The following is a 15,504-nucleotide window of genomic DNA, read 5'->3' as shown; positions in this document are numbered from 1 at the left end:
GGAGAGGGATGAAAGGAATGCTGGCAATGGCTCAACAACACTATATCAAATACTTACGAGATGTAAAAGATCAATCCATCTCCCATATTGCAGAACAACTTGGTGTTAGCTGGAGAACGGCAAAGAAATATGCAGACTGTTCGGATTGGAACAAAGCAGAGCCTCCTCTTCGAGGAAAATTCCCTATCATGGAAGCTTACCGTGAGCAAGTGGATACCTGGCTTATAGAAGATCAAACCCGCCCCAAAAAACAACGCCATACAGCAAAACGTATCTATGATCGTCTTGTTTCCGAATTTGACTTTGCAGGATCAGACCGCACCGTACGGTACTATGTTGCCAAACGGAAATCAGAACTGCAAATCGAAAAATCGGAGCCTTATGTTCGTTTAGAACATCCAGGGGGAGAAGCCCAGGCGGACTTTGGAACATTTCAAGCAATCATCGGTGGTGAACTGGTGGAGCGGAAAATGCTGATCCTCTCCTACCCCTACAGCAATGCTGCATTTGTCTTTGTTACTCCGAAGGAGAACACCGAGTGTTTCTTGGAAGGGTTACGGCAGTTATTTGAAATGAGTGGTGGAGTACCTAATCGAATTTGGTTTGATAATCTTTCAGCAGCTGTTGTATCTATTGGAACCGATGGAAAGAGAAAACTTACAGACGAATTTCAACGATTTGCTCTCCATTATCGCTTTCAGCCTGTCTTTTGCAACCCAGCTCAAGGGAACGAAAAAGGACATGTTGAGAACAAAGTAGGCTATGCTCGAAGAAATTGGTGTGTCCCATTACCTGTAGCGAATGATTTGGAACAACTACAGAAAATCATCAATCAGCAAGCTCTCGAGGATTTGAGAAGATCCCATTATTCGAAGGGAATCTTACAGCAAGACCTTTGGGAGCAAGAGAAAATCAAACTTCTGAAACTCCCTCTCGTACCTTATGAAGCTTTCCGTTTAGAATCCGTAAAAGCCAATGGATATGGTGAGGTTCTCATTGATCAAAAGACAATAAAGATTCCTTCTATTCGTTCTCACGAACGAGTATGGGTGAAGTATTGGTGGAACAAGGTAGATGTACTGAATGACAGCTATGAAGTGCTGATTACACTGCCAAGAGGGTATATGGATGAATCGGTCCCAGTTGATCTACAAACTCTGTTACAACCGCTTTATAGTAAGCCAAAAGCTCTCGACTACAGTTCTGTCCTTGCTTTCCTTCCCAGTCAAACAAAGGCTTTTCTGCAATCTGTGGAAGGGAAAAGTCGCAAAGCAAGAATCGGCTGGATGATTCGGATGTTAAAAACATATCAAGTTGAAGAGATTGAAAGATGTCTTACTCAAGAAAATCACAATGACGCAAGTCAATTGGAGCATGTCCTGTACCGTTTACGTCATCCAGAAATCATCCCGACACCTATGAAAGACAGTCGTACACCATCTGCTTTCGTTGGATATCAGCCAGATCTAACAAGATATGATCAACTTCAACGGACAGAGGTGCGAAAATGAAGGAAGAATTACGCCAGCTCTGCAAGCAGATGAGATTAGCCCATGTAATGAATACCTATGAACAAGTCCCATTTGAACACCCTACTCAATTCCTTCACGCTGTACTATCAGCGGAACGGAGTTCCCGTGAGCAGGGAAAAATCCGACGATTGTTGCAGAAAGCCAGATTTACACAGATAAAGACCTTTGAAGGGTACTCTTTCGAGTCGATTTCGTTACCTGATAGCGTAACAATTGAGGAGTTGAAGGGAGCATCATTTGTAACACGCAAGGAAAATGCCATATTGCTTGGTCCCGTAGGGACAGGAAAGACACATCTGGCAACGGCAATTGGTGTAGAGGTGTGTAAACAGGGGAAAAACGTGAGGTTTTATCGGGTGGCAGAGTTGGTTTCCATATTGCAAACCAAGTTTCAAGCTGGCAACCTTCCACGATTTCAGAAGGAATTACTGGACACTGATGTATTGATTTTAGATGAGTTAGGCTTTGTTCCGTTTCACAAGGACGGTGCTGATCTGCTTTTTCATCTAATCTCAGAATGTTATGAACGGATCAGTATAATTGTGACCTCGAATTTGGAGTTTAGCCAATGGAATACGGTTTTCGGAGATAACCGCCTCACCGCTGCCTTGATCGACCGTCTTGTACATCACGCTCATATCGTAGCTTTCACAGGGGAGAGCTATCGCCTTCGGCATGCTCTTTCCCACCGTTAAAATTATGAAAATTTAGCCTGGCAAGGCTATGCACAAAATGGTTGCCGAACTCTGCATTTTTTACTTGCCAAATACATACGGAACATATGGCAGCGAATATTCCTCTGAAAGTGCTTTTAATCCTTATACCACTACACCTCCAATAATTATTAGTAACGGGAAAGTAATTGGTTACTTAACAGTGAACAGTTTTCTCTCAAACGCGATAAGCCCTTACGGTATTTGTAAATAAATAAGGCTCTGTTAAACAGCGTTGTTGTTTTTATATTGAAGCAGCGGGCAGCATAGGAATAACTTATTTCAGCTTGACTCTATCATGGATGTCAGTGTTTAAAATGAGATGATCTCGAACAGAAAGGGAAGATGCCTGTTATGGATATTACGCCACAAGAAGAAATCATGATTAATGCTCTCCGTGAGGTTGCATTACCTCCTTTATTTGTACTCATACGAATTAGAAATGATATTATAAATGACACTGCAAATGTCGAAGAAGGTCGAAGAGATGACATCGTAAAAACATTAGAAAAATATATCGGCCCACTATGGGAACACTATCATGAGGGGAAAAATTTACAAGCCAAAGAAGAGTGAACCGCTGCATTTGGCGGTTTTCCTTTTGACAGAAATCAAGACTCAAGGATAACAGAGCCATAAATAAAAAAGCCCTCTTTCGCTGATTCCGAAGATGATGTGCACCCCTTAAAGTAGACATTGGAAAAAACCCTACGGTTTACCGATGAAAACTTTAGGGGGTGCATTTTTATGCCAGCAAAGAAAGGCCAAAAGTTTAAACATTATGGTGAAGAGCTAAAGTTGCAGGCGGTTCAGATGAAATTAGATGGTGTTTCCCATCGTGAAATAGCAGAGAGGTTACATATCCATGATGAAGGACGAATTAAGATTTGGATGCGGAAGTATAAGAAACTCGGAGAGTTTGGGCTTCTGGATCAACGTGGACGCCGTAAGGAATACATCGATTCGAACCGATATTTGGAGAAGTTAGAGAGGGAAAATAAGATGCTAAAAAAGTGTTTGGAAATCTGGATGCAGGAGGTGCAGTCCATAAGTATGCAACGATCAAACAAGTAGCGAGTGAGTATACCATTAGTGAACTTTGCAAGCTGTTTAGAGTCTCAAGAAGTGGATACTATGCTTACCTAAAACGACAAGTAACGGATAGGAACAAGCCCGTGAAAGACTTCATCCAGGCAGTGTATAGGAAGTATGACGGAAAATATGGATATAGACAAACCCAACTATTTCTCCTGCAAGATTACGGGGTGTGGGTCAATCATAAGAAGGTACTTCGACTAATGCAAGATATGGGGCTTCGTTCTCGAATTCGCCGCAAATATCGAAGTCATTATGTTTCGTCTGTAGGGAGACGAGTTGCCGAGAATGCCCTACAACGTGATTTCAAAGCGTGTGCACCGAATCAAAAATGGGTAACAGATGTCACACAATATCGTGTTGCGGATACTTGGATCTACTTATCTGCTATTAAGGATTTGTTTAACAACGAGATTGTAGCCTACCACATGGGAGTTCGTAACGACAATGAACTGGTCCTGCGGACCTTTGAGAAAGCTTTTGAAAAGACGAAAGACGTGACTGGACTGATCGTTCACAGCGATCAAGGATTCCAGTACACGTCCTACGCTTACCACGACATGCTGCCAAAGGTTGGCGCCCATATCAGCATGTCTCGGAGAGGCAATTGCTATGATAACGCCTCGATGGAGAGCTTCTTCTCGCATCTCAAAACGGAAGGGCTCTACCCCTATGATATCCGAAGTATAGATGAGGCACAAAGGCGAATTGAGGAATATATTCAATTCTACAACCAAAGTCGACCACAACGAAGATTAAAAAGGCTAACGCCTGTTGAATTCAGGCGTCAGCTGTCGGCCTAGCGGCCGGGGTTTTTCATACTGTCCACCAAATGGGGTCTTGACCAAGAGGGCTTTTGTCTTATTTCCTTAGTTTCACTCAGCATTATAAAAAGAAAGGTTTAAAACTGATGCAGATTAATTAAATTACATGGTAATGTATGAGTAAAAAAGTTATAATCTTGATAGATGATTTTTCCAATAACAAGAGTATTTAAGATAGGGATGGTTTCATTTGAAACAATTTACGATAAAAGAAGCTGCTGCATTAATTGGAGTCACGCCTGGTTACATATATCGTGTATTAAAGTCGGATAAACTGGGGCTACAAAAAGTGTCCGAAAATGACCGTAAGCGAAACACATTGTTGGATGAAGATAAAGTTATGCAGATTAAGCAGCTGTACAGCTCTGCTAACGAAGGATTAAGTTGCGCACAAGCTTCGGCTATTCTGGGTATATCACCAAAGACTCTTTGGCTAAAGGCGAAGAATGGAGAAATCCCTTCCTATACTGTTGTCCAGAAGGGGAGGCCCGTCTACCGATTTGAGCCAGAAGTATTGCACCGCTTTCAGCAAAAGCTCAAAAGTAATGAACCTGAAGTATTATCGACCAAAAATGGTGAATTTCTCTTTCAACCTTGGACGTCCTCTGATCAAAATCAAACGGGTAGGGTTGTAAGGATTGAACAACTCTCAAAAGGGAATTTCTCCGTATGGTTACTTACAGCGGATGGGGAACGGGGACAAATTACAGCCTTTAAAGAAGCAGGTTGGAAGCCGTTAATTACTTTAGAAGATGAACATGTCAGAAGATATAGTAATGGTACGGTCACACTTAGATACCCAATCCCTGAACATATACATGATTATATGTATGACCACTTTGTATACTTGTTCGTTGAATTGGGGCTGCGAAACATTCAGCTAACCTATGAAGAGGATTCAATTGTAATTGAGACTAAAAAATATACCTCTACCGGAAAATGGGAAGACTTACACGTCTTACTTCTTGAACAAGCTATTGTCCGTGGAAGTGGCAGCATCTCTTGGCACAAAGAAAACTTTACAATTGAACCAGACCTTGAGGGCTACTTGGCCAATCTTACTGGTAAGAAGAGACAGATAATAAATGAGGTTATTCAAAATGACCAGATTACAAAACAGGAATTGGTAGAAGTTGGTATCGAGCTTTATTTGAAGAAGAGACATCCGGATAAGTATAAACAACTTGATAAACTTGGTTTGCTAAAAGGGAATGAGTAGGGTAAGTAACTTCCTCTATAGGTGGTGGAAATTATGTATTTGGCCTTCAGCGATGGTTATGCACACCGTCCATCCGGACAAGCGAGTGTTGCTTATCTCATCATCAAAGATGAGAAGGTGGTCTCTGAACATGCGACCAAAATCGGAAAAGCATCTATCCATGAGGCGGAGTACCAAGCCATTCTTACAACCATGCAAAAGCTCATTTCCCTTGGGGTAAGAGAAGCCTGCATTTATTCAGACGACGCATTGGCAGTAAATCAAATAAATGAAGCTTGGCTAACATTAGATGAAAAGTTGAAACCATTACTCGAAGAAGTGTCCCGATTAAAAAGCAATTTTGACACCATCTCGTTTTCGTGGATTCCTGAAGAAGAGAACAGCCGAGTATCATCCCAAAGTAAGAAGTGTTTTACTGTAAAACCTCGGCCGTATACGGGGTATATTGAGCGGACAGGACCATTTCAATTTCTTGTCAAAGGCGATCATGAGTATGTTGTGGATCTAGTGATGTCAACATGTACCTGCCCCGCTTATCGGAACCGATCAACCGTTCCATGTAAGCATATATTGTTTGTCCGTGAACAGGATCCTGCCATGGATTTCGAGATTTTGTAGGGCAGTTGACAAATAGGGAGTTTAGATATTTCATGCCGATAGTTGAAATTATACTCCGAAAGGAAGAACGGAGTAATTACCGGGAAAAGCTCCTGAAGTTTTGGAGCAGCTTCATTATCGTTATCAGTGTCATCGGTGGAGTATGGCTCAAAACCTATTCTGACACTCTGACACCATTGATTCTTTGCAGCTTCATTCTTCCTCTGATAATTTGCTTAACATGGGTATTCCAGCATAATGGTACGACAAAACAGCTAAGGTGGTCACTGGCAGGAATCCCTGTATGCATGGTTCTTACAGTTTCTGGGGCATTAATGTTTTGGTCGATTGAGCCCTATGTGGTATCTTATCCAGGCAAAGTATCACAAGTTGATGAAACGATATTAAAAATGCCTTTTTCCAAGAGCACACACATTTATCAGGTGTCAGCTGGGTCTCAGACCGTGAACAATAAGCTACAGGAGATCTATACTTTGATTCTTGGGGCAGGTAGAGCAGACAGAAGGTACCTTTCCGATTCCCAAGCACAATTAACGAACGAGGTTCTAGATTACACCTCTCAAGAGGCTTCCATCAAGCCGGTTATAGCAGCTTTATCGTATCTTGGGAAAAAGCCTAACTATACGGAAGAGTCGCGCATCATTATGGTGCAAGATCCCAATAAACTTTTCCATAATGGAGACATTCTAATATCGATCGATCAACATCAAATTCGTTCTACTGATGAATTAAAGAACGTATTGATTAACCCTGATCACAAACTTACCTTTCAGATTAAAAGAGATGGTGTCCCACTGACATTCATGATAGGAACTCGGGAGTTTGTACATTTAGCTAATGAAACCAGCCTGCGGATATCCTCACAGATTCGAATAAAGGACCCCTTGCCGATACAATCCGAACAGGCTTCAAGAATTCAAGGGGACTCCAATGGCCTTCCAAAAGCAGTGGAAATTGTCCATCAAAGCTCTAGTGACCTAATCCGTAATAGAACGATTGTAGCAACCGGTAGCATCCAAGCTGATGGAACGATTTCGGCGGTTGGTGGACTTAATTACAAGTTGATTTCGTTATCGAACGTAGATTTTGACATATGTTTCATTCCAGAAGCGAATAAAAGAGAGGTAGAGAGTTATCTATCGTCGGGATTAGTCCCGATGCTCTCTGGAAAAATCGTGTATGTTTCCAGCTTATCTGAAGTGATTTCTTACTTGAGAAATACTTAAACGGAGAGGTTGATCCTATGGTACTTGTAGTGAATTCTCTCAGGAGCATTGACTTCGATAAATTTATGGTGTTCCAGGTAGGACAAGAAATGATTGAACCTGAATTTGAGTCTGCTATAACTGGAAATGGTGCACTCATACGGACGCTGACCATTGAAGTGGATCCAAGACGACAAGCAGAAGCGATTAGAAAAAACATAGTGGGCGCAATTCCGGGCATCCTTCTGAAACAGATTGAGTATATGGAGTCGCTGCCATCGTATCTAGAAGAAAGATGCTATGTGATCATACTTCGAACAGATGAAGAAGAGATTCGGGGACTTGCTTCAGAATGTGACATAAATCTCATTCAAGTAACCCAAGAAGATATATGGGATCTGATTGAAAAATCGACGAAAGACAATAGAATACCGGCACCGCTTCATTGATAAATGGTTACTCTTGCCAGTTATCAGTGCTTTTAGTATAGTATTGGTATAGAATTCTTCTTCTTTCAATTTTCTTAAGGTCTCGTTAATAGACCAGTTTCGTTGAATTTTATTCAACAATCTAGAAATTAGCCTGTTGGCTACCTGATGGAACGATCTTCGTTTCTATAGGTGTGCTGACGGGCTTTTTTGCGTTGTACACCATAACAAGGAGGGATACGAACAGAACCCTAGATTTAATCATGTATGAAACTCGCTGGCCATGCACGAAAGTCATGGTCTTTTGTCATTTCACAAAATGAAGGAGGGAAGGATCAAATCGATCCGCTTAGACATGAAGATGAAATGGTGGGCAGTACTTGTAATTGCTGCAATCTCCTTTTATTTCGGTAATATGACTGCAACCGTAGATGACGGCTCAAGTGAACTCGTTGTTCCTGAGACACCAAATTATACAGTCAAACAAGGAGATACCCTGTCAAAGATTGCTCAAAGGCTAGTTGTTGAGAAAGGAATGGACATTAATGAAGCCATTCAAATTCTCAAAGATGCGAATGAGCAAAAAGGGAATGAAATTCAAGCGATTATTTACCCTGGGCAAGACATCTATATCCCGACCTATCAAAACTAAGGAGCGAAAGATATGAATATGCTTAATACTTTTCAAGGACAACTCACAGCAACTGTTGTACAGAATCACGTTGAATATCACGAGCGTGTTCAATATACAACTCCCCGAGGTCCGGTATGGACGCAGTCGAGAACAGTAAGTGTTTCGGAAGGCAACTACCGACTTGAATTTGTTTTTGACGATGTATTGGACAAGCTCGCGTGGGTAAGAGGAGGAGAATTTGCGAATCCGAGTGACGAAGTGATCGTATATTCCTATCCGTTCAAGGATTACTCCAAGTTCGATATGCGCGGAAGATTAATTTCTTAATCGGTAGGGGCCACTAGAGGGGCCCCTTTCTCATTTTGAATATATAGGAGTAGGTAAACATGCTAGGGACAACTGTAAATTATCGAGAACTTCGAGACTTCTTGTCAACGGATGGGAACGTAGAGTGGGTGTTTATGCCATTCAAGGATAATACTTTCCTCCGCGAACAGTACCAACAAGCAGCTGAGCAAAAAGGATTCATTATTGAAGATGATTGGGATTACTCTCCCGCATTATTAGCCGTTCTACAAAAAGAAGAAGAAGGAATTATTCATGACTGCTCATTTGGTCCAGGACGAAACGAGGGTTACTCAATCGTTATTCGTTTTACTACAGGGCAGGTAGTCAGAATTAAAACCTTCGACAATGACACAATTAATCGTGTGTTCGAGTGGATAACAAAGAAGGCTCAAAATTAAGGAAGATAAGCATAACTCGATGCATGCACTCGTGCTCTTAAGACTTACATTCTCTAACAGGCATGAGGAACACAACTTTCGGGACATCCGGACAATTCGTTGCAGGGTAATAATATCAGATAATAGGAGGTTTTTAGCATGAAAGCACTTGAAGGGATTTGGACTCCGCGTGGACGTGTAATTTGTTATAAATGCCATGGACCAGTTTTCCCAAACAATTCTTATATCGAAGGCTCTGACCGGTGGCTGGAACTCACATCTCCACAGAAGCTAAAAGACGATCATGGAATTACATGTTGTGATAAGTGTGGAGATGATGTTCAGGTGTGGGATCACTTAGCTAAAGAGCATAATCTAGTCAAACGTCTACGTGAGCACGGCATTGATGCAAGCATGTGGCAAACGGGTGGTATGTGCAGTGCAGTAGGCATAAACTTTAAAGGCACTGACCACGTTAGTAATGACAAACTTGCCCACATCTTAGTTACATACGGAGAAGGTTACGTTGATGATAACCTGGTTACCTATCAACTGGGCTGGTATGACAACGATGGTGAATATGTTGAAGATGAGTCTGACTGCTTCGGTACAGAGGATGATGTCTTCGCACGTATTTTCAAAATGAAAGATCAACTAGAGGAGATTGATAACGGCCGAGATAAATTCAAAAAGTAATTTTGAGGCCTAGAGTATAGATAACTGATATTTCGCCTACCGTCAGGGCGTGAAAGTGATGGCTCGTAGTTTTGGGCCGTCACAGGGCCCCTACGTGATAGGAGAGACAATATGACTGAACAATGCATGTCTGTAAACGTTGTAGCCCCTGCGATCGCTAATGATTGGAAGAAGACTGACCGTTGCCAATTGAAAGGTCAAAGAGGAATTTTTGAAATCATCTTTGTTTTAGATGGTAAGTTTCCTACAGTAACGCTGGCAAAGGTAAATAAGGATGGCCTACTGTCAAAGAGACGTTATACAGGCATTTCGATCAAAGAACTGCTTCGCTTGGATGAAAAGCAGCCCTCTGTAGATAATGCGGGTAGAACCGCTTATGAAGTAGCAATGGAGTTAACGAAAAGCGGGTATGTCATGACAGACTTCTGTAGGACTACCTCCGAAACTCTTGCAAAAGTAGTTCAAGTCACAAAGAGTGGTCGCATTCAAGTTCAGGAGTTACGTATTATTGGGGGATTATTGCCGAGATATCACGGTCAAGGTAAAAATAAGGTTCGTGATATTGAGGTGGATATCATCGATTATGCCAACTTGCAGTATAAAGAGGATGCGGAAATTCTTACGTTTATCCCAAAACTCTTCTCAGGTGAATGGAAATTTTGGCATAAACAGAACAAGGTTTTGCGTCATCCGAAACTGACAAAAACCAATTTGCTGGATTAAAGCTAGACAAAGAGGGATCCTTGTGGTCCCTCGTTTTTATTTCAAAAATACCGGCGAACGAACATGAATGAATTAAAAGGGAGCAATATCAATTGGAAAAAGAAATGTCTGTAACTGTTTATACGATACTCTTACTGCTTATTCTGACAGGTGCATGGATTTTTAGAAGGTTGTTTAAAACTCTGCAAACTTATAGAGAAGAATAGAAAACAAATTGAAGAGGGGTAATCATGATGGCAAAAATGAAAGACGAATGGCTGTATGGTGAATATGGTTTACTAGGAGCATACGATGAACAGGGGATAGTAAAATCTGAGGAAATTGAATTTGGGGACGATGTTACTGGGAAGGATCATGAAATAGATCCATTTGAGGAACAAGACGAAGGAAGCAGTTCACAGTACAGCCGAACTTCGATGCAGCAAAAAAGGGTATTTTCCTATCTTGGAGTGCTTGAAAAGGAAGCATCTTTTCCTCTGCTAGTAGGAGTCGGTTTGTATCAAGAAGTAACCGTCGCCAGGTTAAAACATTTCTATCCAAAGATTGAGGCTGATTTGAAAAGGGTCTTTTCAAACCTTACTTTTGGGGGGACCGAATTAAACGATCGGTTCATCCGTACTTTTCTGCGTCTATTTGCGAAAAATGAATACGATCTTTTGGAAGCACAAATAATTCAGAAGCTTGGTACGAAGCCTCTCAATACCCCATATTTACTGACACGTTCATTTGGTAGAGTATGTTTTGGTGCTTATCATAGTGTAGAAACAGTGGTTTACTATCTTGAGGAATTCCGGAAATTATCACTTACAGCAAAACAACTTAAACTACCCGATGAGCTTCAAGATGGTGATGTTCTGTATAATGGGAAGGTAGTTGTAGATCGCGGATTCCATTTTAAATATCAATTTTCAAGCACTCTGGATTTGAATAACCCCTACAGCGCCGGCCCCAGATGTGATCAGATTCGATGGCCCGAGTTTGTTATTGGTAATTCAAGAGGAATCAAAATTGAAAAAATCATATGTAAATGTGTGGATGCTGCTAATGGTCAAACAATGGAAGAGTGGAATGATATTCTCCGGATACTTCGAACAAAATTCTATGCTTCTCACTATGAACGAATTGAGGGGAAAATGGATACTATTGAAGGGATAGGGGGATTATTACAACCTCTGCTCTACAAAAAATATGTTGATTGGTACCGTTCCCATATGAGAGATGTCAAGGAATATTTTCTATCCAAGGACAGATTACAACAGGCGCCTCTTATGCTGTCTGATCTTTCAACAAATATGAGAAGGAAAGTAATAAGAGAAACAAGAGATGCTCTTATCCGTATGTCCGCATGCAATATTGACTCGGATGGCGTCCGGGACGCGAAAAGAGAATACGAAAGATGTGGCATTAAATGGATTGGGAATTATTATGCGCTTCCTGATTTTTCAGGATTTCTTGGAGAACCCATTTTACGCTTCTTAACCGAAGCGTCAATTGAGGATGCGTACTCTATTGACTGGCCCTTATACATAAGGGATTTTAAAAGTCTTGATGATATATTAGAACCCGATATCATCGTTGATTCAAATGAACTGGTTTCAGGAGAATCGTTCACCTTTGAGCAAATAAGTCTGTTTTAGTAAAGTGTTGATAATGCAGGATGCTAAACACCTTTTCTTACCTAGATTTAGCTGTTATAATGCAGCTATGACTAACATTTACCTTTTTTTGTTTTATACAAAGTAGTTTTTTCTCCCGGCTGGGAGATATGATGATAAAGGCCTGTCGGCTTGAGCGAACACCCCAATTTTGGTGTGCCTCATTCCGACTGGCCTTTTTTTGTTGTCAAAAAGGCGAAGGAGAGGGATAGGACATGGCTTTAATCAAAAAGAGAACGGCTAAAAGATCGGATCGAGGTCTTTATTTACAAGATAAGGAGCTCAATCAAACAAGTTTCACTCCAGGCACAAACTATAAATACGTTGTAGATGTCAAAAATCGAAAGATCGTCATTTTGACTTCCTCAGATACGAATGATAACAAAGTTTCGAGAAGAAAACTCAAAAATGAGATGATGAAACCTGTTCTAGATATTCGCGACAAGAATGCCCTGTCTGCCTTTGAGGGGTGCGAATATCTCCAGGTTTCTATTTTTGAGGACAAGGTTGTTGTCGAGGGTTTTGTTGAGGAAAAACAAAGTGTTGTTTCTTCAATTGGTAGAGCGGTTAAAAACGTCTTTTCCTCTAAGAAACAACGCAAGGTCGTAGACATTCGTGACGTACTAAAGGTTAAACAAATTGCGTCTGTTGTCCTTTCAAAAGCAGGGTTAAGTAAAGCAGCCGGTCATGCTTTTGAACAGCTGTCATTTGATCTGTTTGAGAGCATCCCTACTGTAAGTAAAGGACAGCTAGTCAATATCCAATCTGCATTAAAAAACATCCATATCCCGTTACAGATCTCCAGTCTCTTTTCCGCTTCGGGTATTCTGGATTCGGCCTTTGAGGAAGAGGGGTTCGAGATTGCATTTACGCTGGAGAAGGATACAAATGCATCGATCACATACGAACATAATTTCAAGACGAAAGTAACATGTGTGGATATTCGAGACTTTGATTTGAATAACGTAACAAAGTCTCCCGTTATGTTGGCCGGGAGTCCTTGTCAAGGATTCTCCAACTCAAACAGGTACACACATTATTTAGACAATCCTAACAACTTACTCATACGAAAGTTTATCGAAGCAGTGAAAGGTAATGAAAACTGTCAGGTTTTTTGTCTGGAAAATGTACCACAGGTATTATCAGCAGGAAACGGACAGTTTAAAAACGAGATTTACGAGGCTCTATCAGATTTTGAAATTGAATCTGGAGTACTCAATGCAGCCGATTTTGGATCCGCTCAACTCCGGGAGCGAGCTGTGTTTATAGGATCAAAAATTGGACGTATTGAGCTTCCTAAGCCAACAGTTTCACCGGAACAAAGGAAAACTGTCAGACAAGCTTTCGAAGGGCTACATGATGGCATACCCAATCAAGATGATGTATCTGATCCAGAAGAAGTAACGATGCAGCGAATAAAATCGGTCCCACCTGGAGGTAATGTATTCTCGATTCCAGAGGAAATCCGGCCGAAAGGAAAACATAGCAATATGTATCGTAGACTGAAATGGGATGAGCCGTCTATGACGATCGTGAATCCCAGAAAGGCCATGCTCCTTCACCCTGAGGAGGATCGTATCTTATCGGTACGAGAATGCGCACGTCTATTTGATGTTCCAGACACATTCAAGTTCCTGGGGACACTGAATGCGAAGCAGCAAATGATCGCGAATGCAGTTCCGCGGCAATTGGGGAAGTCCATAGCCCAAGTAATCAAGAACGCTATTATCAAATGGAATTTAACTCAACGATTCGAACGAGCACTTGTATAAGTGCTCGTTTTGTTCGTATCGAGCAGCATTGATTAAGCATTATATCTGAATGCTGTTAGTTAATATCATCAATCAGAACTGAATAGCCCCAAGCGGGCGACTCCTACCTTCATGGTACTGGGAGAAGAGACAAATTTAATTATTTGTCCTCCCAGTCTTGGGAGGACGAGGAGGATATCAAGATGGATAAATACTGGTTTAGAACTCGAAAACAGGAAAAGAAATTTTTCAAGAATAACCCAGTCTACAGAACGGGCATTGGTAAAGAACACCGAATTCAGGAAGTGACCAAGGACCATTTATATATCCAGTCACAAAATAGTGAAAAGGTAATCCCGATTCCAAGGAAAGAGATAAGAAAAGCGATTCATTTTACATTTCACGTACGAACGATTACACGGAAAGATCTTGAACGATTTAGCAATTTTAACAGTGCGATGTTTGGTATCATGATACTGGTTTTTCAGGATATTGCTTATCAGTATCAGACTCCTCGTGGGTTACTCCGCCTTACGCTAAAAGGCATTCGGTTCTACTTTTCCGGGTTAGCTAGATCGCCAAAAGACCGCGAGCTCGTGCTAAAAAACGGAGGAGATAGCCTTTGCTTATCGTACTTCCACCTACGTGATATGAACCCGGATCGCTGGGTACCCGACATTCGGAATAAATGCAAAGTCCTTATTGATTCAGGGGCATTTAGTTTATTTAATGCGGAACAAAAGATGAGAAAGAAGCTAGGTATCACTGGAAATGGCATGCAACTATCCTTATTAGATGATTGGGGATATGACCAGGAACAACAACCTAATTTAAAACCAATATTGTGGGAGGAGTACGGCACTTGGGTAAGAACGTATTTGGATATGGGTGTAGTTACTGATTACATTAATCTCGACGTTTTCGGTAACAGCGAGGAAACGAAACGAAATCAGAAGCGGTTGGAGCAGCTTGTGGGAAAAGCGCCAATCCCTGTTTATCACTGGGATGCACCTATCGAAGACTTAGATGAGCTTGTTGAAGAGGGGCACCCCGTAATCGCATTGGGTGGTATTGTTGCTCTACACGGGGAGAATGAAAAAAGAGCATTCTTCCAGAAGGTTTTTGAGCGTCATCCTGGCGTTCGTTATCACTGGTTGGGAGGCAGCAGTAAGCTGTTATTTGAATTTAGCTTCTTCAGCGCTGATAGTACCTCATACCTCATGCCCCGGATTAATGGTGACGGTACCATTATCACTCCATATGGCTTCGACTACAAACCAGAGTGGTCGACCCAAGAGTGCATCGCCTTTAACATAAGAATGTTGTCCTCACTTGAAGAAGCTTATCATCCGGAGTTCCAGTTAGAGATGGCATTTTCCTATCCCGAAGAAGTATCAGGTTATGAGTCTGGCCAATTACAATTAGCGATTTAGATCATATGGTGGAAAATATTGAATAAACTTATTGTATCGGATATACTTAGAGAGTATCATTTTTTTCCATTTTCCTTTTTTCATGCATCTCTACTTGAGGTGCCGTCCATTTTTTCTTACTAGCCAGCTGGCTATCTTCTTATTTCAACTTGAATGAATGTAACCGAAAATTTGACTATGAAACCAATCCATTTTGGATTGGTTTTTTTATTTAGGAGGGATATTTTAGCTGATCTTGAATTAATTAGTATCA

Annotated in this window: 17 protein-coding genes; all 17 read left to right on the top strand. The window is 41.3% G+C overall.

What is annotated here, in order from left to right:
* The first annotated feature begins 17 nt into the window (after window positions 1–17).
* Window positions 18–1,511, top strand: a complete 1,494-nt coding sequence (gene istA / locus ACLIN2_RS30955) for an IS21 family transposase (RefSeq protein WP_411504727.1) — start codon at window positions 18–20, stop codon at window positions 1,509–1,511.
* Window positions 1,508–2,227: an IS21-like element helper ATPase IstB gene (gene istB / locus ACLIN2_RS30950; protein WP_411504726.1), complete on the top strand. Its 720-nt coding sequence runs from the start codon at window positions 1,508–1,510 to the stop codon at window positions 2,225–2,227. Before istA ends, istB begins: the two co-directional genes overlap by 4 nt.
* 372 nt (window positions 2,228–2,599) lie before the next feature.
* Window positions 2,600–2,821: a hypothetical protein gene (locus tag ACLIN2_RS30945; protein WP_411504911.1), complete on the top strand. Its 222-nt coding sequence runs from the start codon at window positions 2,600–2,602 to the stop codon at window positions 2,819–2,821.
* Window positions 2,822–2,992: 171 nt separating this feature from the next.
* On the top strand, window positions 2,993–3,319 hold the full coding sequence (locus tag ACLIN2_RS30940) for a helix-turn-helix domain-containing protein (RefSeq protein ID WP_411504910.1): 327 nt from the start codon (window positions 2,993–2,995) through the stop codon (window positions 3,317–3,319).
* Window positions 3,259–4,143 carry an IS3 family transposase gene (locus tag ACLIN2_RS30935; protein ID WP_411504909.1) on the top strand — a complete coding sequence of 295 codons (885 nt, stop codon included), beginning with the start codon at window positions 3,259–3,261 and terminating at the stop codon, window positions 4,141–4,143. Before ACLIN2_RS30940 ends, ACLIN2_RS30935 begins: the two co-directional genes overlap by 61 nt.
* 211 nt (window positions 4,144–4,354) lie before the next feature.
* The gene (locus ACLIN2_RS30930; RefSeq protein ID WP_411504908.1) at window positions 4,355–5,383 is read left to right on the top strand and encodes a helix-turn-helix domain-containing protein; all 1,029 of its coding nucleotides are present in this window, start codon (window positions 4,355–4,357) and stop codon (window positions 5,381–5,383) included.
* A gap of 33 nt (window positions 5,384–5,416) precedes the next feature.
* Entirely contained in the window at window positions 5,417–6,001 is a 585-nt protein-coding gene (locus tag ACLIN2_RS30925) for a ribonuclease HI family protein (RefSeq protein WP_411504907.1), read from the top strand.
* 32 nt (window positions 6,002–6,033) lie between these two features.
* Window positions 6,034–7,227: a S16 family serine protease gene (locus ACLIN2_RS30920; protein ID WP_411504906.1), complete on the top strand. Its 1,194-nt coding sequence runs from the start codon at window positions 6,034–6,036 to the stop codon at window positions 7,225–7,227.
* Between the two features lie 17 nt (window positions 7,228–7,244).
* Window positions 7,245–7,655, top strand: a complete 411-nt coding sequence (locus ACLIN2_RS30915; RefSeq protein ID WP_411504905.1) for a hypothetical protein — start codon at window positions 7,245–7,247, stop codon at window positions 7,653–7,655.
* Window positions 7,656–7,989: 334 nt separating this feature from the next.
* The gene (locus tag ACLIN2_RS30910) at window positions 7,990–8,286 is read left to right on the top strand and encodes a LysM peptidoglycan-binding domain-containing protein (protein ID WP_411504904.1); all 297 of its coding nucleotides are present in this window, start codon (window positions 7,990–7,992) and stop codon (window positions 8,284–8,286) included.
* Window positions 8,287–8,298: 12 nt separating this feature from the next.
* Complete coding sequence (locus ACLIN2_RS30905; RefSeq protein ID WP_411504903.1) at window positions 8,299–8,595, top strand: hypothetical protein; 297 nt, start codon at window positions 8,299–8,301, stop codon at window positions 8,593–8,595.
* Window positions 8,596–8,654: 59 nt separating this feature from the next.
* Window positions 8,655–9,014, top strand: a complete 360-nt coding sequence (locus tag ACLIN2_RS30900) for a hypothetical protein (RefSeq protein WP_411504902.1) — start codon at window positions 8,655–8,657, stop codon at window positions 9,012–9,014.
* A gap of 138 nt (window positions 9,015–9,152) precedes the next feature.
* Window positions 9,153–9,689: a hypothetical protein gene (locus tag ACLIN2_RS30895; RefSeq protein WP_411504901.1), complete on the top strand. Its 537-nt coding sequence runs from the start codon at window positions 9,153–9,155 to the stop codon at window positions 9,687–9,689.
* Window positions 9,690–9,800: 111 nt separating this feature from the next.
* Window positions 9,801–10,412, top strand: coding sequence for a hypothetical protein (locus tag ACLIN2_RS30890; protein ID WP_411504900.1), 612 nt, complete (start codon window positions 9,801–9,803; stop codon window positions 10,410–10,412).
* 233 nt (window positions 10,413–10,645) lie between these two features.
* Window positions 10,646–12,049 carry a hypothetical protein gene (locus ACLIN2_RS30885; RefSeq protein ID WP_411504899.1) on the top strand — a complete coding sequence of 468 codons (1,404 nt, stop codon included), beginning with the start codon at window positions 10,646–10,648 and terminating at the stop codon, window positions 12,047–12,049.
* 233 nt (window positions 12,050–12,282) lie between these two features.
* Window positions 12,283–13,839, top strand: coding sequence for a DNA cytosine methyltransferase (locus ACLIN2_RS30880; protein WP_411504898.1), 1,557 nt, complete (start codon window positions 12,283–12,285; stop codon window positions 13,837–13,839).
* A 182-nt stretch (window positions 13,840–14,021) separates the two neighbouring features.
* Window positions 14,022–15,251 (top strand): hypothetical protein, encoded by a 1,230-nt coding sequence (locus ACLIN2_RS30875; protein WP_411504897.1) that lies wholly within the window; start codon window positions 14,022–14,024, stop codon window positions 15,249–15,251.
* Window positions 15,252–15,504: the final 253 nt, after the last annotated feature.

The organism is Brevibacillus centrosporus (genome assembly GCF_046622605.1).
GTDB classification, from domain to species: domain Bacteria; phylum Bacillota; class Bacilli; order Brevibacillales; family Brevibacillaceae; genus Brevibacillus; species Brevibacillus centrosporus.
Note: the sequence above shows the minus strand (reverse complement) of the source record. Positions and strands in the feature narration are given on the sequence as shown.